The 21,968-nt window shown below is 70.7% G+C and carries 19 protein-coding genes; 12 read left to right on the top strand and 7 right to left on the bottom strand.

Annotated features, from left to right (window positions below):
• Positions 1-47: 47 nt before the first annotated feature.
• From IF78_RS49155 to lanKC, 3 genes are all read right to left on the bottom strand, one after another.
• The gene (locus tag IF78_RS49155) at positions 48-140 is read right to left on the bottom strand and encodes a class III lanthipeptide (protein ID WP_199921444.1); all 93 of its coding nucleotides are present in this window, start codon (positions 138-140) and stop codon (positions 48-50) included.
• A 209-nt stretch (positions 141-349) separates the two neighbouring features.
• On the bottom strand, positions 350-442 hold the full coding sequence (locus IF78_RS49150; protein WP_197972667.1) for a class III lanthipeptide: 93 nt from the start codon (positions 440-442) through the stop codon (positions 350-352).
• A gap of 81 nt (positions 443-523) precedes the next feature.
• Entirely contained in the window at positions 524-3,154 is a 2,631-nt protein-coding gene (lanKC, locus tag IF78_RS0119225) for a class III lanthionine synthetase LanKC (RefSeq protein ID WP_051828006.1), read from the bottom strand.
• A 286-nt stretch (positions 3,155-3,440) separates the two neighbouring features.
• Here lanKC and IF78_RS0119220 point away from each other — a divergent pair, with 286 nt between their 5' ends.
• Both IF78_RS0119220 and IF78_RS0119215 read left to right on the top strand, forming a co-directional pair.
• A complete protein-coding gene (locus tag IF78_RS0119220) occupies positions 3,441-4,103 on the top strand; it encodes a LuxR C-terminal-related transcriptional regulator (protein WP_031486377.1) in 663 nt (220 codons plus the stop codon).
• Between the two features lie 55 nt (positions 4,104-4,158).
• Positions 4,159-4,425: an acyl carrier protein gene (locus IF78_RS0119215; protein ID WP_031486378.1), complete on the top strand. Its 267-nt coding sequence runs from the start codon at positions 4,159-4,161 to the stop codon at positions 4,423-4,425.
• A 386-nt stretch (positions 4,426-4,811) separates the two neighbouring features.
• On the opposite strand, the gene IF78_RS0119210 is transcribed toward IF78_RS0119215, so the two are convergent.
• On the bottom strand, positions 4,812-5,459 hold the full coding sequence (locus IF78_RS0119210) for a flavoprotein (RefSeq protein WP_051828004.1): 648 nt from the start codon (positions 5,457-5,459) through the stop codon (positions 4,812-4,814).
• A gap of 241 nt (positions 5,460-5,700) precedes the next feature.
• Between IF78_RS0119210 and IF78_RS0119205 the strand changes: the two genes are divergently transcribed.
• From IF78_RS0119205 to IF78_RS0119160, 10 genes are all read left to right on the top strand, one after another.
• Positions 5,701-6,654, top strand: coding sequence for an acyl-ACP desaturase (locus IF78_RS0119205; protein WP_031486380.1), 954 nt, complete (start codon positions 5,701-5,703; stop codon positions 6,652-6,654).
• Positions 6,655-6,770: 116 nt separating this feature from the next.
• Positions 6,771-6,941: a hypothetical protein gene (locus IF78_RS48475; protein WP_158751434.1), complete on the top strand. Its 171-nt coding sequence runs from the start codon at positions 6,771-6,773 to the stop codon at positions 6,939-6,941.
• Between the two features lie 157 nt (positions 6,942-7,098).
• Positions 7,099-8,973 carry an alpha/beta fold hydrolase gene (locus IF78_RS0119195; protein ID WP_051828002.1) on the top strand — a complete coding sequence of 625 codons (1,875 nt, stop codon included), beginning with the start codon at positions 7,099-7,101 and terminating at the stop codon, positions 8,971-8,973.
• A complete protein-coding gene (locus tag IF78_RS0119190) occupies positions 8,970-9,563 on the top strand; it encodes a hypothetical protein (RefSeq protein ID WP_031498384.1) in 594 nt (197 codons plus the stop codon). Before IF78_RS0119195 ends, IF78_RS0119190 begins: the two co-directional genes overlap by 4 nt.
• Positions 9,564-9,577: 14 nt before the next feature.
• Entirely contained in the window at positions 9,578-10,342 is a 765-nt protein-coding gene (locus IF78_RS0119185) for a class I SAM-dependent methyltransferase (protein ID WP_051828000.1), read from the top strand.
• A complete protein-coding gene (locus tag IF78_RS0119180; protein WP_051827993.1) occupies positions 10,339-12,126 on the top strand; it encodes an ABC transporter ATP-binding protein in 1,788 nt (595 codons plus the stop codon). The genes IF78_RS0119185 and IF78_RS0119180 overlap by 4 nt, the downstream gene beginning before the upstream one ends.
• Positions 12,123-13,604, top strand: a complete 1,482-nt coding sequence (locus IF78_RS0119175) for a phytoene desaturase family protein (RefSeq protein ID WP_031486385.1) — start codon at positions 12,123-12,125, stop codon at positions 13,602-13,604. Before IF78_RS0119180 ends, IF78_RS0119175 begins: the two co-directional genes overlap by 4 nt.
• 224 nt (positions 13,605-13,828) lie before the next feature.
• Complete coding sequence (locus tag IF78_RS48470) at positions 13,829-14,005, top strand: hypothetical protein (RefSeq protein WP_158751433.1); 177 nt, start codon at positions 13,829-13,831, stop codon at positions 14,003-14,005.
• 80 nt (positions 14,006-14,085) lie between these two features.
• On the top strand, positions 14,086-15,978 hold the full coding sequence (locus IF78_RS0119165; RefSeq protein ID WP_051827992.1) for an alpha/beta fold hydrolase: 1,893 nt from the start codon (positions 14,086-14,088) through the stop codon (positions 15,976-15,978).
• Complete coding sequence (locus tag IF78_RS0119160) at positions 15,975-16,586, top strand: hypothetical protein (RefSeq protein ID WP_031486387.1); 612 nt, start codon at positions 15,975-15,977, stop codon at positions 16,584-16,586. Before IF78_RS0119165 ends, IF78_RS0119160 begins: the two co-directional genes overlap by 4 nt.
• A gap of 111 nt (positions 16,587-16,697) precedes the next feature.
• Here the strand turns inward: IF78_RS0119160 and IF78_RS0119155 are convergent, their stop codons facing one another.
• From IF78_RS0119155 to IF78_RS0119145, 3 genes are all read right to left on the bottom strand, one after another.
• On the bottom strand, positions 16,698-18,233 hold the full coding sequence (locus IF78_RS0119155; protein WP_031486388.1) for an RNA polymerase sigma factor: 1,536 nt from the start codon (positions 18,231-18,233) through the stop codon (positions 16,698-16,700).
• A gap of 428 nt (positions 18,234-18,661) precedes the next feature.
• Entirely contained in the window at positions 18,662-19,549 is an 888-nt protein-coding gene (locus IF78_RS0119150) for a FadR/GntR family transcriptional regulator (RefSeq protein WP_031486389.1), read from the bottom strand.
• Positions 19,550-19,712: 163 nt separating this feature from the next.
• On the bottom strand, positions 19,713-21,776 hold the full coding sequence (locus tag IF78_RS0119145; protein WP_031486390.1) for an ATP-binding cassette domain-containing protein: 2,064 nt from the start codon (positions 21,774-21,776) through the stop codon (positions 19,713-19,715).
• Between the last annotated feature and the right edge of the window lie 192 nt (positions 21,777-21,968).

The following is a 21,968-nucleotide window of genomic DNA, read 5'->3' as shown; positions in this document are numbered from 1 at the left end:
GCAGCCGGCTCACGCCATCCCACGCGGTCCTGCTAGTGAGCTGCCGTTCAGCAGTTCCAGCTGGACGCGCTGGCCGCCATCAGGGCGGTCTCCTCCTCGGAGGTCTCCAGCTCCTGAAGGTCGAGAATCGACTCGGTCATGTCACACACCTCCTCATGCGGTCTCGGTGGTCCGTGGCCGGGCGTCGCGGCCCGGCCGGCCTCAGCACTCCCAGCTGGTGACGCTGGCCGCCATCAGGGCGGTCTCCTCGTCAGAGGTGTCCAGCTCCTGAAGGTCGAGAACGGGCTCGGTCATGGTCTTGCGCCTCCCTCCTGGGGGCCGTGGTCCTGCGGTGGGTCACCGCGGTGACTCAGCAGTTCCAGCTGGACGCGCTGGCCGCCATCAGGGCGGTCTCCTCCTCGGAGGTCTCCAGCTCCTGAAGGTCGAGAACGGACTCGGTCATGTCACACCTCCTTTCGCATGCCGATGGGTGCCGAGCCGGCGGGCGCGGCAGGTCTGGGGGCGGTCGGCGGACGGGGGCGCGTTACGCGGGCCCGTCGGCCACCGGGCGGGGAGTGAAGAAGGGCAGGAAGGGGCCGGTGCCGTCCACCGCGGCCCGGATGCCGAGGAGCACTCCCGCGTTCCCGGTCGCCAGGTCCATCGAGAGGCGGTACGACTGGTCGCCGGGGAAGGCGAGCCGGCCACGGTAGGCGAGCTTGTGCCAGGTGAGCGCCCTGAGGTGGCGGCGCACCGCGTCCCGGGCCTCGGTGCCGGGGTCCCGGTGGGCCAGCCGTGCGGCGGTCGCCATCAGCCCGCTGCGGCCGTTGAGCAAGTGCGGCTCGGCCACATACTCGGTCTGGCAGGCACGCCGGATGGCGGGCAGGAGCTCCTCGATGCCGGGGTCGGGCCGTGCGGCGAGCAGTTCGTCCGCCACCAGGGCGATGCCGCCGCTGCCCACCTCCAGGTACGCCAGCGTGCGGATCCCGCGGTCGGCCACCTGCACGCTGCCGTTGGACCGGGTGACGCACACGTCCAGGTCGCGGTGCAGCGCCTGGAAGGCCAGGTCGAGATGGCGCGGATCGCCGTCGGCCTCGTACATGCGCTGCAGGAACAGCGCGCAGCCGGACCAGCCGTGCATCAGTCCCGCGCGGGCGGCCGTGGGAGCCGCGGGGTGCCCGGGCTCGTTCAGCAGGCGCTCGATGCGCGCGGCGCGGAGCCGGGCCTGTTCCCGGTGGCCGGCGTCGTCGTACCGGTCGGCGAAGTACAGGTGGGTCAGACCCTCTCCGGCTGTACCGCCGTACAGTCCGGCGTCGACGGTGGGCGGGGGGTCGCCGGCGTCGGCGAGCAGTTTGGCCGCCTCGTCGGCATGTCCGAGCTGGTCCAGGACGTAGGCGATGCCGTACCGGCCGCTGTAGAAGCCGCGCCGCAGGACCGGCCCGCGGGCGAGGGCGTCCAGGAGCCAGCGCTCGTGCTCGGGGAACCGTCCTGCTCCGGTGGCGTGCAGGGCCCACAGCACTCCGGCGGCGCCGTGCGCGAGGTTGAGTCCGTCGTGCAGGAACTGCTGGACGTCGCCCGGGAACAGGCGGTCCGTCCGCTCCGGTGTCGCGCTGAGCAGGATGGCCTCGGTCAGTGAGGTGCCGACGGCGTCCCAGTCCGGGTCGGGCGCGTCGAGATCCACATCCAGCGGTGCGTCGAGCAGCTCGCTGCGGCGTCGCACCAGGGCGGCGGGCAGGGGTGAGGCGGCCGGGACGGTGCCGGGACCAGCGGGTACGGCGGTGTCCTCGCGGAGCCGGGCGACGAACCCGTCCGGCAGGTCGGCGAAGCGTCGCTCGACGGTGTCGATGGTCTCCGCCAGCTTGGTCCGCGACAGCGGGAAGAGGCGGTTGACCGGCAGGAACAGCCACAGCCTGAGCATGGCGAGGGCGTAGCGGTCCACAGCGGTGCCGGTGACGCCGGGGGGTGCCACGAAGCCCTGGGCGCCGAGCGCCGGGCGGGCGGAGTCCTCGGACGCCTCGAACGCGGCCTCGAAGTCGATGAGGGACAGCTCGCCGTCCGGTGTGATCAGCACGTTGCCCGGGTGCAGGTCACCGAAGACCACGCCTCGCTCGTGGACGGCGGCGAGGAGCGCTTCGAGGCGCTGGGCCACGTCCACCGCCTTGGCCGTGTACGCGGTCTCCTCCGCCCGCCCGGTGCCGAAGTGGACCATGGGGTGGAAGGTGGCCAGCCACAGCCAGAGGACGTCGCCCGCCATGTACTCCATGGCGAGGAACTGGTGACCGTCGGCCTCGAAGCTGTCGAAGAGCCGCGGTATGCCGGGTATGCTGGCCAGTCGCTCGAGGGCCCAGCGCTCGCGCTCCAGCCGCTCGACCGCGTCCCGCCCGGACATGTCCAGGCCGGCCCCGGGGCGCGCCTCCTTGAGCACGACCTGCCGGCCGTCCGTCAGCCGCTCGGCGAGGTAGACACCGCCGCCGTTGGAGAAGTGCAGGGCGCGCAGCACCCGGTAGGGGAAGTCACCTCCGCCGGACCTGCGGCGCTCCAGATGAGGGCGCAGGAAGTCGGGGATCTCCACCCACGGTGGGGCGTAGTGCCCGGGGCGGCGTTCGTCCGGTACCAGCGTTCCGTCGGCGTCCTCGATGGCGAGAACCCGGTCACCCTTGGCATCGGTACAGAAACGCTGGCGAAATCCCCCGTACCGGACATGGAGCGGACCTGCTCCCCATCGCAGATCACTGAGGATGTAAGGTCCAGAGGTGCCCTGGAGCAATGACGCCAGCTCCTCGAGCGTGCGCTCGAGCTGTTTGTCGTCGGCAGGGTAAATGGTGACGAGTTTCCCGCTCGCCTGCCGCGGCATGTACTTCGAGTTGTACATCCGAAACAGGTGCCGGTCGCGCAGGAATTTGAAGGGTATTTCTCGCTCGACACAATAGGACCATGCCACGTCCACTATTCGCTCGGCGTCGGCCGTCACCGCGGAGATGTGAATTTTCCAGCCCTGCGCGGGAAGCTCGGCGCCGTCCGGTTTGAGGGACACCCAGACGTCCTGCCCGGTGCGGGACCACCCGACCGGCGCCTCGCGGTCGGCCGCGGGGAATCGGCCCTGGTCAGCAGCCCATTGAGCAGGCGTCTCATAGAAGACGAGGTCTGCCCAGCCGTACAGCTGGCGCTGCTCGATCACTTGGCCTCCTGACAGGTCCATGACGCATAACCCGGGTTGTGCGGCAGAAACCGCGTTCCGGTGCCTCCGTTTTCCAGGCAGACATAGCCTGCAGTTCAGGAGGGTCCGAGCGCGTCATTCCAGCCAGTGAAGTCGGCTAGTTCTTAGGTTTACATTCCGGGTCACCCGAAAGGAGGATTCCTTCACCGAAAGATCATGTTGTGATGATCAGAGATGGGCACACCGGACCCCTCTACCCCACATGGGAGCTCACGGTGTGCCTTCGACTCGGGGGTTAGTTCAGTACATGACCATTCGCATACTGGTGGCACACACCGAAGGACTCGCAAGAGCCGGCATTGTCCGGATCCTGCACAGCGACGACGACATAAGCGTCGTCGCCGAGGCCTCCTCGGGCAGTCAGGCAGTGCAACTCACTCAACGTCTGCGACCGGACCTCACCATCATCGACGGCGGCCGGCTGGGACTCGGCAGTCCGGACGTGATCAGAGCCATCGCCGACCCCGGCACCACCGACGTCCTGGTGCTGACACCGAACCAGGTGGACGGCGCGATCCTGCAGTCGCTGAGCGCCGGTGCCGTCGGCTTCCTGCCGATGGACACCGACGCACAGCAGCTGATCCACGTCATCCGGCTCATCGCCGACGGACTGGGCTTCATGGATCCCACCGTCATCAGGGCCCTGGTGAACGCCGCGACCAGCCTGGGGCCCGAGGAACTGGTGACGTTGGACGACCGGTTCGCCCGCGTGCTGACCCCACGCGAGCAACAGGTACTCGCCTACGTGAGCCAGGGCCTCTCCAATCTTGAGATCGCCGCCCTCTTGACCGTGTCCGAGAACACGGTCAAGACGCATGTCAGCCGCGTCCTGGGGAAGCTCGGCCTGCGCAGCCGGGTGGAGGCGGCACTCAGCGTTCGTGACAGCTGGGTGAGACAGCGGGCCAGTTGACCACCCCGCACAACCCTCAGCGCCCAAACCGACGCACGAAAAGATGGGAACAAACATGACCACTCAGTCCGCCGATGCCCTCGACCAGGAGCTGTTCGGTGCCGTCGCCGACCTTCTCGTGGAGATAGCCGAGATCCCCGCCGAGGACATCACGCCCGAGGCCCGCTTCCGTGACGACCTCGACGTCGACTCCCTGCTGATGGTGGAGTTCGGCGTGTCCATCGAGGACCGCTTCGGTGTGGCCATCCCCGACGAGGAGTTCACGCAGCTGCACACCGTCGGGGCGCTCGTCGCCTTCGTCCAGCGGCACAAGTCCGGCTGAACCCGCGGAGGTTGCCGCGGTCCGGTCCGCGGGCGTCTGCGCGGCAGGCACCCGCGGACCGGGGCCGGTGAGGCGGTCACCCTGCGGTCCATGCCGCGCAGCGCTGACACCCCCTGTCGATCACCCGGCGGCACGAGTACCTCTGCGGACCACCACCGACGGCGCCCCGCGGCAAGGGGCCGGCGGGGCGCGGGTGTCCTGGACGCCGGGCTCCGAGCCGACCGACCATCGACTCGGAGCCCGGCGTCCTCTGCACGGTCCACACCAGTCCTCGTCCCGGTGCAGGGCCTGTCCGGCGGATCATGCCGGCGTCGCGGGGCCTGGCACGCCCATCTGCGCTGATGAGATGCCGTTTCGTGCAGCCGGCCTGATCCGCCGGACAGGCCCTAGGCGGATACGGACGGGTCCGCGCCCTCCGGCGCCTCGGGCCGCAGGACGGCGGCCGCGAAACGCAGCGTGGTGTTGATGTCCGGCATTCCGGCGGCCACCCCGACCTTCGCCTTGTGGACGGAGACGCCCGGCTGCATGGGGGCCACATGGAAGCCGTCCTCCGCCAGCCGGCTCAGGTTGCGCCGCACGGACGGCCGCTCGAAGGCGCCTTCCGGGATGCTGGGCGCCAGCACCACAGGCGCCCGCGTGGCCAGTACGGCGCTCAGCGCGAGGCTGTCCGGCATGCCGAGCGCACACTTGGCGACGAAGTTGGTGGTGGCCGGAGCGACGATCACGAGGTCGGCCCACTCCGCCAGTTCCTGGTGCGGTGTCACCCCGCGGGCGGTGTCCCAGTCAGGGCCCTCGACCGGCGCCTGCGTGGCGGCGGCCAGGGCCTGGGAGGACACCAACTGGGACGCGGCATGGGTGAGACAGGCCCGGATGTGCCAGCCGTACCACATCCTCATCAGCACCGCCCAGCTCGGCAGCGCCGTGACACCGAACGCTCCACAGCCCACGAGCAGCAGCCGTGAGCGCGGCAGGTCGATGGCGGGGGGACCCGCCTTCGCGGTGCCGGCGCGGCTCTTTTCCGGTTCTGCGGCCATGTCACTCCTCAGGGCTTCCTGTTTTCTTCCGCCCCATTCCATCGAAAGCCCCATAATCCCCGGATCCATCGCACGCATGACTCCGGCGTCACCTTTGGAACTACCCGTCGCCAACCTTTCTATGATTTGTCGCCGAAGACCGGGAGACGGCTTGCCGTTTGCGCGCCGACCTGCCTAACGTTCGAGTGCACCGGGCCAGATGAATCCGTTCAGCACATGTCAGGAATGAGACCGGTCACCGATGAATTCCGTTGATTCCGCAGGGGATTCCCGCATCTTATGGGAGCTTCAGGAGGTCGTCGAGAAGGAGCTCAACCGGCACCTTTCGGCAACCCGGGAATGGTTTCCGCACGAGTATGTTCCGTGGAGCCGCGGCCGTGATTTCGACAGCCTGCCCGGCGGTGAGCCGTGGTCCCCGGAGCAGTCCCCGGTCGGCGAACTGACCGCCATCGCCCTCAAGGTGAACCTGCTGACCGAGGACAACCTTCCGACGTACCACCACCAGTTCGCGACGCTCTTCGGAGCGGACGGCGCCTGGGGCACCTGGGTGCACCGGTGGACCGCCGAGGAGGCCCGGCACTCGGTGGTGATCCGCGACTACCTGCTCACCTCCCGCGCCATCGACCCGGTCGACCTGGAGCGGGCCCGGATGGCGCACATGTCCACCGCCCCGCCCAGCAACGACGTCGGAGTGCTGGAGAACGTCGCCTACGTCGCCTTCCAGGAGCTGGCCACCAGGATCTCGCACCGCAACACCGGCCGGGTGTCGGGCGACCCGGTCTGCGAGCGGCTGCTCGCCCGGGTCGCCATGGACGAGAACCTGCACATGGTCTTCTACCGCAACGTCCTGGCTGCGGCGCTGGATCTCGCGCCGGACGAAACCATGCGAGCGATCAACAACGTGGTGTCGTCCTTCGCCATGCCGGGAGCCGGCATTCCGGGATTCGCCCGGGCCGCGGCACGCATGGCCGTGGGAGACATCTACAACATCCGGATCCACCACGACGAGGTGCTCCAGCCGGTACTGCGCCATCTGAACGTGCTCAACCGCTATGGACTCGGTGCCGAGGGCCGGCGATTCCAGGACGAACTCGGCCGCCATCTGGAGGCGGTGGACACACAGGCGAACCGCTTCGACGAAAAGCGCGCCACCGTGCTGGCCCGTATGGCCGACCGGGAAAAGCAGGGCCGGTAGGCCGGCACCGTCAGACGTGAATGCGCTGATCCCGATTTCACGCATTCACCGTGCAGACGGCGACGTACTGCACGACGTTCTCACGAACATCCATATTCGACTCACAGGAGATATCCGTGGACGTAGCCACCCAACTGAACAAGCAGGCCGAGCTCCGCAGCGTCGCCATCGACGACGAGGAGGGCGTGGTCTTCAGCCGCCAGGAGCCGGTTCTCGCCACTCCCACCCTCATCATGGCCGCCCGTGTCGCCGTGGCCACGGCCCTCGTCTACACGGCACGGCGCTGAGCCGGAACTCGAAGAACGACCCTGGTGAGCCGCCCCGTTGACCGGTGGTCACCAGGGTGACCCTCGCCGGGCCGGACCACAGGTCCGGCCCGGCGAGGCGGCTCGCGCGCCCACCCGTTTCCCCCTCTCCACCGCTCGTGGTACCGGAGGCCACCCTGTGAGCATTGCCAGAAAGATCGCCTCGGCGTTCCTCGGGCCGATACCCGTGTCCCGGAGTCGCGCGCTGGGCACCTCGGAGCGGCTGGCCGCCGCGACGGCCCTCACCTCCTCCCTGGAGTACCTCTCCCAGCGCAGGCAGATCCGCAGGGGAGGATTCAACGACTGGTCCGTGGCCCGCCAGGCCCACGTCGACTCCTCCCCCGTCACCCGGAAGCTGCTGGACCTCGTCAGCGGCGAACGGACCACCACCGCCCTGCACCTGGCCCGGGTGGCCGTGAGCACCGGCATGCTGCTGCCCGGCGACAGCCGGCTGCGCGGCGCCGGCAGCCTCTTCCTCGGTGCGACGGCCCTCGCCCTGTACCCCCGGCACCGCTACGGCACCGACGGCTCGGACCAGGTCTCGACGCTGGTGCAGACCGCCATGGGCGCCGCCCGGCTGTCCCGCTCCCCGGCCACGCAGGACGCCCTGATGTGGTACGTCGCGCTCCAGGGCAACCTCTCCTACGTCGTCGCCGGCTGGGCCAAGCTGCTCGGCACGTCCTGGCGGGACGGCACCGCCCTGGGCGGCATCATGCGCACCCGTACGTACGGGCACGGGCCGACGTACGCGCTCACGCAGAAGTACCCCCGAGCCGCGAGGTACCTCACCCACGGGGTGCTCGCCCTCGAGTGCCTGTTCCCGGTCGCCTACCTCGCCGGTGGCCGGCTCGCGAAGCCGGTGATCAGCGCTGCGGCCGGTTTCCACCTGGCGAACGGCTTCGTCATGGGGCTCGGCCGCTTCGTCAGCGCGTTCGTCGCGATGCACCCGGCGATCGCCTACACCTCGGCGCCGAAGAGCCATCCGCTCGTCGCCGGCCGCGACGACCGCGTCCTGAAGACCGCCGCCGTGGTGTTCGCGTCGGCCGTGTCCGCGGCCGGAGCCGTCGCCGCGCACCGGCGGCTGCGGGCGATGGAGGGCTGGCCGCGTTCCCTTCGCGCGACCACCCGGCACGGCAACGAGCTCCAGTACGAGATGAACCAGGGCGATCCGGGCTTGCCCGTCCTGGTGTTCGCCACCGGCATGCTCTCGACCTCCGAGCACTTCGGCTGGATCACCAACAGGATCCGCGAGGACGGCCGGTTCGGCTTCCTGACCTACGCCCGGGCCGGGTACGCGGGCAGCCGGTACCGGAGCACGGCTCCCTACCGTCTCGCCGAAGCGGTGGACGACCTGGTCGACCTGGTCGGCGCCGCCGTCCCGGCGGACCGTGACGTGGTGCTGGTCGGCCACTCCCTGGGCGGCGAACTGGCGCGGCGCGCGGCCGCCGAACTCGGCGGGCGGGTGCGGGCGGTGGTCTACCTGGACTCCTCCCACCCGGGTGAGCTGAACCGGTCGCAGCAGCAGAGCGCGTCGGCGAAGCCGCTGGGTGCGTCCCTCTCCCTCATGGTGTGGTCCCTGCGATGCGGCGCGGGCGTCCTGCTGGCCCGCCCCGGGTGGCTGGAGGCCCTCCCCGTCATGTTCCGCAAGCGGGTCTTCGACCAGTACGCGGACGCCCGGATGTGGGAGGCCGGGCACCGTGAATGGAAGGCCGTGGAACGGGAGTTCCGCGCCCATGCGGGCGACCTGGCACCCGTGGGCAGCGACGCCCTGGTGGTCTCGGCGCAGCGAACCGTCGACAAGGATCCCGAGCACCTGCTCATGCATCACGAGATCGCCGACGCGCACCGCGGTGCCGGGCGCACGGTCGAGACCGTCGTGCTGGAAGGGGCCGACCACGACTCCCTGCTGACCGACGGCCGGTACGGCGTGGAGGTCGGCCGTCTCCTCCTGGACTTCCTGACCCGCACGGCCGAACCGGCGGACACCGTGGAGAGGAAGGAACAGACCGCATGAAGAGGTTCCTCGTGGAGGCGTTCCGCGGCCCGGGGGCGGCGGCTCGTCTCGCCGGCACCGCGCTGCTGCTCGGAACCGTGGCGATCCAGCACCCCAACACCGCCTTCAACCGGCTGGAGGCCAGGGACAGGTTCTCCCTCCTGCCCAACTGGCGCTTCTTCGCGCCCAATCCGGCGACGTACGACTACCACTTCTTCTACCGCACGCAGGACACCTCCGGCTCGACGTCCGAGTGGCGCACGGTCGACGTGATCGAGGGCCGCAAGGTCCACCAGATCCTGTGGTTCCCGACGCGGCGGCCGGAGAAGGCCGTCTTCGACATCTGCACCGAACTGCTGGGGCCGATGAACGCGGGCATCGACGCGATGACCGAGACCACCGGCTACGCCGTGCTCGTCGCCCATCTGCGGGAGCGGATCCGCGCCGAGAACGCCCCGGGGAGCATCCAGGGGTTCCAGTTCGGCCTGGCCCGCGCCGCCGGGTTCGCCGAGACGGATCCGGAGACGATCTTCGTCTCGCCGTTCACCCCCATGGACCCCCGTCCCACACCCCCGCGCGTGCGCCCCAAGGCCCCCGCCGCGCACGCCTGAGAGGGAAGGACTCCTTGAGCACCATCGACGACATCGGCTACGGCCGGCAGTTCAGCGGCTGGTACGACCGGATCTTCCCGCGCGACGAGGCCGCCCGGCTGACGGCACAGCGCCTGGCCGAGCTGCACCCGGCGCCCGGCACGGGCTCCCTCGAGCTCGGCGTGGGCACGGGCCGGATCGCCATCCCCCTGGCCGGGCTGGCCGGGCCGGTGACCGGCGTGGACTCCTCCCCCGAGATGCTCGCCGTACTGGCCCGGGAGGCCGACAGCGCCGACGCCGCGGTGACGGGTGTCGTCGGCGACATCCGCCTCCCGACCGGTGACGACACGTACGGGCTCGTCTACTGCGTCTGCGCGACCCTCTCGATGCTGCTGACCGCGGAGGAACAGCAAGCCGCGGTCGGGCACGCCGCCGCCCGGCTGGCCCCGGGCGGCCGACTGGTGATCGAGACGCACAACCCGGCCGCCGTCGTCGAACTGCACGACGGGCAGCGGCACATCAGCTACTTCGTTCCGTACCCGGAGCCGGGCACCGGTCTGCAGACCTACTCGACGCTGGTCGCCGACGCCGGCATGTGGCATGTCTCCCACATCTGGCACGAGAAGGACGGCACCACCCGGGTCGGCACCGAGGCGAGCCGGCTCACGACTCCGGACGAGGTCGACGCGTACGCGACGGCGGCGGGGCTGCGCCCGGCCGACCGGTGGGCGGACTGGCTGGGCACGCCCTGGGACGGGCGCAGCGCCCTGTTCGTCAACGTCTACGAGCGCCCGGCATGAGCGGATGGGCCATCGCCCGACGGCACGGGCGCCTGCTGGCTCTCGGTGTCACCGTCGGCCTCCTGGGGACCGCCGCCTCGCTGGCGCAGCCGCTGGTCATCAGCGACCTGATCGACGCCGCGGGCGGTGGCAGGCCCCTCGCCCCGGTGATCGCCCTGGTCGCCGCCCTTTTCTGTGCCGACGCGGCCCTGGCCGCGCTGGAGGCGTACCTGGTGGGCCGGGCGGGAGAGAACACGGTCCTCGTGATCCGCCGCACCCTGACGGCGCGGCTGCTGCGGTCGACCCTCTCCGGCTACCGGCGCTTCGATCCCGGCGACGTCTTCACCCGCATGGTGGCGGACACGGCCCTCGCCAGGATCGCGATCACCCAGTCGCTGTCACAGATCACCACGAACGCCTTCATGGTCGTCGGCGGCATCGTGCTGATGGCGTGGATCGACCTGCCCTTGCTGCTGCTGACCCTGCTGTGCCTGGGTGCGGCGGCCGCCGTCTCGCTGCTGCTGGCCCGCCGGGTCCGGGTCGCCGCGGCCGACAACCGGGAGGACACCTCGCAGTTCGGCTCCGCACTGCAGCGGGCGCTCGGCGCTCTGACCACCGTGAAGGCGTCACGCGCCGAAGAACGGGAGACCGAGCGCATCGCCGGCCTGGCCCGCGACGCACACCGGTCCGGCGTACGCGTCAGCGCGTACTCCGCACTGCTCACCCCTGCCATGAACGTCGGCACCCAGGTGGCCCTCACCGCCGTGATCGGCTGGGGAATGACACGGGTCGCCGCCGGACACCTGTCCACGGCCGACCTCACCGCGTTCATGATGTACCTCTTCTACCTGATCTCCCCGCTGGTCACCCTGTTCATGGCCATCGGGCAGTTCCAGCAGGGGCGGGCGGCCGTCGACCGGCTCACGGAGCTGGCGGAGATCGAGCAGGAGGAGGATCCGCGGCACGACGCCGACCCGGATCCGACGGGCCGGGGCGGCGGGCCCGCGCGGCTCGCCGACTCGGACGTCCCGGCGGTCGAGTTCCACGGCGTCACGTTCGGCTACGGCGCCGAACCCGTGCTGCACGACATGACGTTCTCGGTGCCCGCACGCGGCCTGACCGCCCTGGTGGGCCCGTCCGGCGCCGGGAAGACCACCGTGTTCCAGCTGATCGAGCGCTTCCACCAGCCCGACGCCGGCACGGTTCGCGTCGGCGGCGCGGACGTGGCCACCCTGCCCCTGGACACCCTGCGTGGCACGGTCGGATACGTGGAGCAGGAGCATGCCCTGCTCAGCGGCACGATCCGCGAGAACCTGCGCTACGCCGCACCCGACGCCGACGAGGACGCGATCGCCCTGGCCGTGGACCGCGCGGGGCTCGCCGAGTTCGTCGCCCGCCTGCCCGAGGGCCTCGACACCGAACTCGGGGACCGCGGCACCGGACTGTCCGGGGGGCAGCGACAGCGGCTCGCCATCGCCCGGACACTGCTGCAGCAGCCCTCGGTCGTCCTGCTCGACGAGGCGTCCGCCCACCTCGACGGGGAGACGGAGGAGTCACTGCGCCGGGCGGTCGCCGAACTCGCACGGCAGTGCGCGGTCGTCACCATCTCCCACCGCCTGTCGAGCGTGACCGACGCCGACCAGATCATCCTGCTGGAGGGTGGCCGGGTCCGGGCGGTCGGCGTACACGGTGACCTCCTGGCCGACGACCCGCTGTACCGGCGTCTGGCCGGGACGCGGCTCGCCGTCGGCGGCGACGACCCGGCCGCCGGCAGCGGCGCTGCCGTCGCGGAGGCGGTCAGGTGAGCGCCGTGGACGCCGCGATCGTGGGCACCGGACCCAATGGGCTGGCCGCCGCCGTGACACTGGCCCGGGCCGGGCTGCGGGTAGAGCTGTACGAGGCGGCCGACGAGATCGGCGGCGGCCTGCGCACGCGCGCGCTCTTCGACTCCGACGTCGTGCACGACATCTGCTCCGCCGTCCACCCCATGGCCGCCGCCTCCCGGTTCTTCCGCGAGTTCGACCTCGCCGCCCGCGACGTCGAACTGCTCCAGCCGGACATCGCCTACGCCCACCCCCTGCCGGACGGTCCGCCCGGGATCGCCCACCGCGACCTGGCCCGCACCTGTGCGGGCCTCGGCCCCGACGGGAAGCGCTGGCACCGGCTGATGGCGCCGCTCGTGGAGCGCGGAACCGCCGTCACCGACCTGGTCATGGCGGGGGGCCGCGCGCTGCCGGGCGACCCGGTCGCCGGGGCGCGGCTGCTCACCCGTGTCCTCGCGCACGCGAGCCGGTTCGTCCCGGACGGGTTCACCACCGAGCGGGCCGCGGCCCTGCTCACCGGGGTGGCCGCGCACGCCGTCGGCCCCCTGCCGAGCCTGTCCTCGGCGGGCGTCGCGATGCTGCTCGGTCATCTGGCCCACAGCTCGGGCTGGCCCCTTCCCCGCGGCGGCAGCGCGTCGATAGCCCGCGCCCTCGCGGCCGACATCCGCGCACACGGCGGCGTCCTGCACACCGGCACCCGCGTCGACGACCTGCGGGACCTGGGCGCTGTGCCCTTGGTGCTGCTGGACACGAGCCCGAAGGAACTGCTGCGCATCGCCGGTGACCGGCTGCCGCCCGCCTATGTCCGAAGGCTCCGGGCCTTCCGGTACGGGCCCGCGGCGGCCAAGGTGGACTTCCTCGTCTCCCAGCCGGTTCCATGGCGCGATCCGGAGGTCGGCCGGGCCGGCACCGTCCATCTCGGAGGCACCCGCGCCGAGATGCACCGCCAGGAGACGCTCACCGCCCGCGGCACTCCCACCGACCGTCCCTTCGTCCTCGTCGTGGAACCCGCTGCCACGGACCCCGGCCGTGCCCGTCCCGGGAAGTACCCGGTCTGGGCGTACGCGCACGTGCCCCACGGTGACAGCCGGGACCCGACCGCGCTCGTCACACGGCGGATCGAGCGATACGCCCCGGGATTCGGCGACACCGTGATCGCCCACCGGGCGGTGTCCGGCCGGCAGTTCGAGGCCTACAACCCGAACTACGTCGGCGGGGACATCGGCGCGGGAGCCATGACGTTGCGGCAGAGCCTGCTGCGTCCCACCGCCCAGCTCGATCCCTACCGCACACCTCTGCACGGTGTGTACCTCTGTTCCGCCTCCACGCCCCCGGGTCCCGGGGTGCACGGGATGAGCGGCCATCTGGCAGCCCTGTCCGCCCTGCGCCGCGCCTACGGTGTGCGCAGTCGGCCCTCGTTGGCTCCTGTGGTGGAACCCGCCGATCCGCTCGGCGGGTAAATCCGGGTCAACTTTCGAACCATGCAAACTCACCCCTCTTTACGATCTTTCTCTTCAGCACTGACGCCGCAATCACGAAACGGATAGCGTTGCCGAGACCTCGTTCACGCCCTCGGGTTTCCCTGGAGAGCAGGACGAGGAATTCCCGGTCGTGGACGAGCGGATGAAGAATCCGAACGTCGCACACGGGATAAGACACAGTGCGAGAAAGGACCCATGAACTCATGCAGGACATAGCCGAGTACATGAACAACCACCCCGACCTCCAGGGCGACATCACCGACGCCGACGGTGCCGTGCGCACCGAGATGCTGCCGGTCCTGGCCACGCCGGTCATCGTCGCGCGGACCGCCCTGGCGACCGTCGCCGCGTACACCGTCACCAGGAACCACATCGGCTAGCAGGCGACGTCCGCTCATGAACATCCGTCGGGCCGGGAGCCGGAAAGAGGCCTCCGGCCCGACGGGCCGGGGAGAATTCCTTGAAACTCGTAAAGAGGCTCGGCTCACTGCTTTTCGGGCCCATTCCGGTGTCGCGTGACCGCGCCATCGGCATCTCCGAACGGCTCGCCGCAGCCACCACTCTCACGTCGTCGGTCGAATACCTCGCAGGGCGCGGAGAAATACGCGAGGGCGGGCTCAACGACTGGAAAGTCATACGGCAGGCGCACACCGAGTCCTCGCCGATCACCCGCCGGCTACTGGACCTGATCAGCTCGCCTCGGACGACAACAGCCCTGCACCTTGCGCGCACCGCCGTCAGCGCGGGTCTCCTCCTGCACCCCGGCAACAGCCGCTGGCGCGGAGCGGGCAACCTCTTCCTCGGCCTGAGTTCGGTCGCGCTGTACCCCCGGCACCGGTACGGCACCGACGGCTCCGACCAGGTGGCGATCCTCACCCAGCTGTGCACCGGCCTGGCCCGGACGACCAAATCCCCGCAAACCCAGGACGCCCTGCTGTGGTACCTCGCGGCCCAGTCGAACCTGTCGTACGTGGTCGCGGGCTGGGTGAAACTCATGGGCGAGTCCTGGCGGGACGGCTCGGCCCTGCCCGGGATCCTGCGGACCAGGACGTACGGGCACGAGCCGTCCTTCCAGCTCGCCCGGAGGTACCCGCGCGCGGCGAAGGTGCTCACGCACGGCGTACTGGCGCTGGAGTGCCTGTTCCCCCTGGCCTACCTGGCGGGCGGCAGGTTGGCCCGGCCGGTGATCGGCGGCGCGGCCGCGTTCCACGTCACCAACGGATTCGTCATGGGGCTGGGCCGCTTCGTCACGTCGTTCCTGTCGATGCATCCGGCGGTCGCCTATACGTCGGCTCCGAAGGACCACCCTGCCGTCGCGGGCCGCGACGACCGCGCGATGCTCGCCAACGCCCTGCTGCTGGCGGGGGCAACCGCGGGGGCCGCCGCCGTCGGCCTGCACCGTCGGCTGCGCGTACTCGCCGGGCCCGGCTCCACCCGCCATGTGACGACGCGTCACGGCAACCGGCTGCAGTACGAGTCCGTCGGGGGCGAGGCGACGGAACAGCGTCCCGTCCTGGTCTTCGCGGCGGGTATGGCCTCGACGCCGGAACACTTCACCTGGCTCGTGGAGAAGATCGTCGCGGAGGCCGGCTGCGCGGCCGTCACCTATGCCCGCGCCGGGTACGCCGGAAGCCGGCGCGGCGCCACGGCCCCCTTCCGGCTGAGCGAGTCGGTCGATGACCTCGTCGACCTCGTACGGAGCGTAGTGCCCCGGCACCGCAAGGTCGTCCTCGTGGGCCACTCGCTCGGCGGAGAACTCGCCCGGCGTGCCGCCGCTCAGCTCGACGACCAGCTGCACGGCGTCGTGTACCTGGACCCCTCCCACCCGGACCAGCTGAACCGCTCGGCACAGCAGAGCGCGACGGCCCGGAACTTCGGCGCCTCGCTGTCCCTGATGATCTGGTCGCTGCGCTGTGGACTGGGTGTGCTGCTGGCGCGCCCGCAATGGCTCCAGGACCTGCCGCCCAGCTGCCGGCGGCGCGTCTTCGACCAGTACGCCGACAGCCGTCTGTGGGAGGCGGGCCGACGGGAATGGCGTGCCGTGGAGAGTGACTTCCGCGGCTTCACCGGCCCCATCGGGCCCACGCCGGTGCACGCCCTGATGATCTCCGCCCAGCAGACGGTGGACCGGGACCAGGAGCAGTTGCTGATGCACCACGAGCTGGCCGAGGCACACCGGGGCGAGGGCCGCCACGTCCGGACGGTCGTCCTGGAGGGGGCGACCCACGACTCGATGCTGACGCACGGCAGGTTCGCGGCCGAGGCGGGCCGCCACATGGTCGATTTCCTGAACAGCACGGCCCCGTCGCTCGACCACGTCGGCACGGACGTCGAGATGGAGCCCCGGCGATGAATCAGCTGCGTACCCTCAAATCCCTGGTCAGGACCGCCTTCGCCACCCCCGGCGGTGTCGCGAGGGCGGTCGGCGCCGCGGCACTGGTCGGCACCCTCGCCGTGCAGCACCCCAACTCGTCCTTCAACCGCCTCGCTCTGCGGGACAGGTTCTCGCTGCTCCCGAACTGGCGCTTCTTCGCACCGACCCCCGCGGTGCACGACTTCCACCTCCTGTACCGGACGCTGGACCTGCAGGGCCGAACATCGCCGTGGAAGACGGTGGACGTCATCGAGGGGCGGAAGCTGCACCAGATCGTCTGGTTCCCCGGCCGACGGCCGGAGAAAGCCGTGTTCGACCTGTGCAGCGACCTGCTGCCCGTGCTGGACCAGGGCTTCACACAGACGAGCAAGACCCCCGCCTACCAGGTGCTCGCGGCCTACCTGCGCCGGTGTATCCGTGCCGACGGGGCACCCGAGGTCAGGGGGTTCCAGTTCGCACTGACCCAGGCCGCAGGCTTCGACACCGGGCACGAACCGCAGATCATCTTCGTCTCCCCGTACATGGAGATGGCGTCCGACCAGACCGGTAGCCCGTCGGCATCCCGCCAGGACCGCGCTCAGCCCTGAGCACCCCTGAACATCCGGAGCAACCCCCGCCACCGCGAGGACCAGCGACAGCACACCAAGGCGCCCCCGACCCGCAAAGGAGCAGGTCGGGGGCGCCGTAGTGGATCTGGCTCAGTCGAGGTAGTCGCGCAGCACCTGCGACCGAGACGGGTGTCGCAGCTTCGACATGGTCTTGGACTCGATCTGGCGGATGCGCTCACGCGTCACGCCGTACACCTTGCCGATCTCGTCGAGGGTCTTCGGCTGACCGTCGGTGAGACCGAAGCGCATGGAGACGACGCCCGCCTCGCGCTCGGACAGCGTGTCCAGGACCGAGTGCAGCTGCTCCTGGAGGAGCGTGAAGCTGACCGCGTCCGCCGGGACGACTGCCTCCGAGTCCTCGATGAGGTCACCGAACTCGCTGTCGCCGTCCTCGCCCAGCGGGGTGTGCAGCGAGATGGGCTCGCGGCCGTACTTCTGGACCTCGATGACCTTCTCCGGGGTCATGTCGAGCTCCTTGGCCAGCTCCTCCGGGGTGGGCTCGCGGCCCAGGTCCTGGAGCATCTGGCGCTGTACGCGCGCGAGCTTGTTGATGACCTCGACCATGTGCACCGGGATACGGATGGTGCGGGCCTGGTCGGCCATGGCGCGGGTGATCGCCTGGCGGATCCACCAGGTGGCGTACGTGGAGAACTTGTAGCCCTTGGTGTAGTCGAACTTCTCGACCGCGCGGATCAGACCGAGGTTGCCCTCCTGGATGAGGTCCAGGAAGAGCATTCCGCGGCCGGTGTAGCGCTTGGCCAGGGAGACCACCAGACGGAGGTTGGCCTCCAGGAGGTGGTTCTTGGCGCGGCGGCCGTCCTCGGCGATGATCTCCAGCTCGCGCTTGAGCTTCGGGGCCAGCTTGTCGGCGTTGGCCAGCTTGTCCTCGGCGAAGAGGCCCGCCTCGATGCGCTTGGCGAGCTCGACCTCCTGCTCGGCGTTGAGCAGGGGGACCTTGCCGATCTGCTTCAGGTAGTCCTTGACCGGGTCGGCGGTGGCGCCGGCCGCGGCGACCTGCTGCGCGGGCGCGTCGTCCTCGTCCTCGTCGGAGAGCACGAAGCCGGCGCTCTCGGCGCCCTCCGGCTCGTCGCCGACCTTGGTTTCCTCGAGGACCTCGTCCTCGAGCAGCTCGGCGTCGTCCTTCTTCGCGGTGGTCTTCTTGGCCGCGGCGGTCTTCTTGGTGGCGGCGGTCTTCTTCGCGGCCGCCTTCTTGGTGGGGGTCGCCTTCTTGGCGGCGGCCTTCCTGGGCGCCTCGTCCTCGACGGCGGGTTCGGCGGCGGGCGCCGCGGGGGTGGCGGTCGCGGTGGCCTTCTTGGTGGTCACCGTCTTCGCCGCGACCGTCTTGGTGGCGGTGCGCTTGACCGGACTCTTCGCTGCGACGCTCTTTCGGGTGCGCTTGGGCTCCGCGGCACTGACCATCAGCGTCACACCCTCTTCCTCGAGGATCTGGTTGAGGCTGCGCAGTACGTTCTTCCACTGAGTGGCCGGAATCTGGTCAGCTTCGAAGGCCCGACGCACATCGTCGCCGGCGATCTGCCCCTCAGCCTTTCCCCGCTCGATAAGAGCCATGACAGAGACGGACTCGGCGATCTCCGGCGGGAGCGTACGGGATGTGCTGGCCGACACGAACAACCTCTCGGAACGTTGGAAAACGGCTTCCGGCCCCGTCCACGGCGGACAGGAGCCGACCACCGGCTTGGGGATGGGCCGACGGTGCGGGCGGGGGCCGGGAAGATGCACAGCGCCTTGAGCGGCGTCCGTATTCCCTCCTCGGCTGTCACCTCTTAGGTCATCGCGCTGTTCCCCAGAGCGTTACGCCCAATCTGCGTGGCCCGAGTCACATCCCGTAATCGGTCAAAGACGGGCGGATACCGACAGAAGGGTGCACCCATGGCCTCAACCATGCACTGTACGGCGATTCCGCGGCCTCGTCGCACCGTCGGACCCGCAGGATCCGGGGTGGATCCTGCGGGTCCGACGGGAGGGCGCGCAGACCGGGCGAAGCCCCAGGAGGGGGGAGGCGTCGTCCTCGGCCGCGCGGCCCGGGTGTGCGGTCAGTGCTCGCGGGGTGCGGGCACCACGCGCTCCACCTCGGGGTGGACGGTGAGCAGCTGCCGCATGGCCGCCTCGGCGGCAGCGCCGTCTCCGGTGGCGAGGGCGTCGACGATCCTGCTGTGCTGCGCCAGCGACGTCTCGTTCGGCCGGTCACAGCCCGTGACGGGGCCGCCGGAGACCTGGAGGGCGGCCGAGACGATCCCCGACAGGTGCTCCAGCATGCGGTTGCCCGCGACCTGGATGAGCAAGCTGTGGAACTCGGCGTCGGCACGGGAGAAGGTGAGGACGTCGCCCTGCCCCATCGCGTGACTCATGATCTCGACCATGTCGGCGAGCCGCTGCTGGACGTCGTCGCGCCCGTGCCCGGCGGCGAGGCGGGCGGCGAGCGGCTCGATCGTCCAGCGCAGCTCGCTCAGCTCCCGGCGCTGGTCGTCGCGCTGCGGCCCGAAGGCACGCCACTCGATGATGTCCGGGTCGAGGAGGTTCCAGTCGCTGACGGGACGCACGCGCGTGCCGACGTTCGGGCGGGCGCTGACCAGGCCCTTGGCCTCCAGGACGCGGAGCGACTCACGGACGACGGTGCGGGAGACCTCGAACCGCTGGCCGATCTCCTCGGGCACGAGCGGACGGTCGGCGCCCAGGTCGCCGGAGACGATCATCTGGCCGAGCTGCTGGACGAGTTGGCCGTGCAGCCCGCGTCCGCGGCTGCCGGCGGCGCGCCTGCCGACACGGCCCAGGTCCGGGTCCGCGCCTTCCCAGGCGGGGGATCCGACGCGGTCGGCGACGGAGGCCTCGGCGTACGGGTAGCGGTCGAGTTCGCCCGGGCCGGCGAGACCGGAGTCGGCGGCGCGGGCGGCGGTCATCATGGTGTGCGCAAGGGTACTCACGGATCCTTTGTCGGCGCCGTCCTCAACTCCCTTGAGGTCTTTGGTGAAAAGCACACGAAAGGGTGATCGCTCACCCCGTCGCAATTGACGCCTTATCGGAAAGAAATGGGCTTTCCCCGGGGAGTTGTGTGCATGACGGGGCCGAGAAGTGCACGGACGGTCGTCATCGGACCCTGCTGCGGGCGGTCGTGAGCAGATAGGCAGCGAGCAGCGCGGCCAGCGACAACGTCAGTGCGCCGCCGACGGGTTGGGCGATGAGGCGCGCGGCGGCGGCGAGATAGCGCTCTCCCCCGAACGGCCACTGCGACAGCAGCACCTCCCGCAGCCGCAGCGGAAAACCGGCCGCCGTGCGCACCGACGGCCCCTCCATCACCTTCTGCACCAGGGGTACGAGCAGAACTGGTACGGCGACCACCGCCGCGAGCCCCGCCGTGGTCGAGCGGAACAGACCCGCGGCCAGCACGCCGGCCCAGGCACAGCCGACCAGGAGCCCGATCCAACTCGCGCTCAGCGAAAGCCAGTCGGCGGGAACTTCCGCGAGTTCCCGTCCGTAGACGAGATAGAGCACTTCGATGTCGCAGCCGACGGTGAGGACGGCCAGCACCAGCGCGGTGGCGGAGGCGACGAGGAGTTTCGCGGCCAGCAGCCCCAGCCGGCGGGGGACGGTGCCGCGGTCCGCCGCCAGGGCGGGATGGCGGAACTCCTCGCCGAACGCGATCGCACCGAGCAGCCCGGCCCCGAGCGCCGCGGGCGGCAGCGGGAGCTCCCGCGGCCACGCGACCAGCAGGCGGTGATGCGGGGTGTGCCCGACACGGGCGAGCAGTACGGCGGTGAGGGCGGACACCACGAGCACGGCGCCGGCGGTGAGGAACCCGGTGCCCACGCCGGCGGCCCGACGGAGTTCGTAGCGGAGGGGGCGGAGGGGGCTGGGGGCGGGGCGGACGGAGATGGGCGGCGGGAGGTCGGGAAGGCGGTCGGTAGTGGAGTCCGCGGGGCGCGAGGCAGCGGGTTGCGGGGCGGTGGCTTGCGAATCGGCGGGTTGAGTGGCGGACTGCGGAGCGTTGGGATGCGGTGCGGCCTGCGAGGAGGGCCCGTAGCCCTCGGTGACCTCGTCGTCCTGTCGCGGCTCGCCGGTGGCCGCCTGGTGCGTGGTCGGCTTGCCGTCCGGCGCGGGTGACGCCTCGCGCGGCGCCGGGAGATCATCGGCCGTGGCCGACCCCTTGTGCCGCATCGGCACCGGTACCTGCGACGTGGCCGCACGCCCGTGCTCCCGGACTGCGATCGCCTCACGGACCGGCGTCAGCGGCGCCTCGTCGGCTCGCGGCTCCGTCGAGAGGCCCGCCGCCGCGGCCGATCCCATGTCGCCGATCTCGTCGGCGAGTTGGTGGACGAGGATGCCGTGACGGTATGCGGTCTCGCCGACCGCGGCGCATGTACTGCCGTACACGGAGAGGCGGTTGCCGCCCTCGCGTACGACCTCGACGGAGCGCCGTGTGGTGCGCGCTTCCTTGGCCAGCAGAGCGGCGAGGCGGGATGCGTGCGGCGTACGGACGGCGACGCGGGGGCGCAGCCGGGTGCGGGAGAAGTCGGCGGCATCCTGGTCGGCGGCGAGTCTGCCCTGCTCCAGGGTGACGACCTGGTCGGCGGTGCGCGCTGCCTCCTTGGGGTCGGCCGTGGTCAGCAGGACCGTGCCGCCCTGGGCCGCGTGTGCGCGCAGCATGCCGTGCAGCCAACGGCCCTCGCGGGACGAGAGCCCGTCCGCGGGTTCGTCGAGCACCAGGGTGTGCGGGTCGCCGAGCAGCGCGCAGGCCAGACCGAGGCGGCGGTCCATGCCACGCGAGAGGGTGCCGAGGCGTTCGTCGCGCAGACTGACGAGGCCGACGACCTCCAGGACTTCGTCGGCGCGCCGTGCCGGGACGCCTGCGGCGGCGCACAGCATGCGCAGATGGCCTCGGACGGTGCGGGCCGGGTGCCCTGGAACATCGCCCAGAAGGACACCGACCTCGCGCGACGGATGGGCGATGCGGTGGAGCGGACGACCTCTGAAGTAGGTGATCCCCCGGCCGCGTTGGAGTTCGAGCATGAGTCTGAGCGCCGTCGTCTTGCCCGCTCCCGCCGCCCCGAGCAGCGCGGTGACACGGCCCGCGCGCGCCTCGAAGGACACGTCGTCGACGGCGGGAGGAAGCTGCTTGCGAGTCTCGCTGGTCAGTCCGATGGCCTGGATCACCCTCAGCAAGATAGCGCGTTATGTCCGTTTTTCCGGGCAGCGCAAGGCCCGTAGCCCGGGCGGCAGTCGACCGGACCGGATCCTTGTTCGCCTGCATCCGCCCATATCCGGCCTTCGCCCCGGCCGTTCCATTGCCCGGATCGCTGTGGTTCCAGCGTCCGGATCGCTGTGGTCCGACTCCGGCGGGCGCCT

It is taken from the genome of Streptomyces bicolor, from assembly GCF_000719285.1.
Classification (GTDB): domain Bacteria; phylum Actinomycetota; class Actinomycetes; order Streptomycetales; family Streptomycetaceae; genus Streptomyces; species Streptomyces bicolor.
This window is presented reverse-complemented; position numbering and strand designations above follow the sequence as displayed.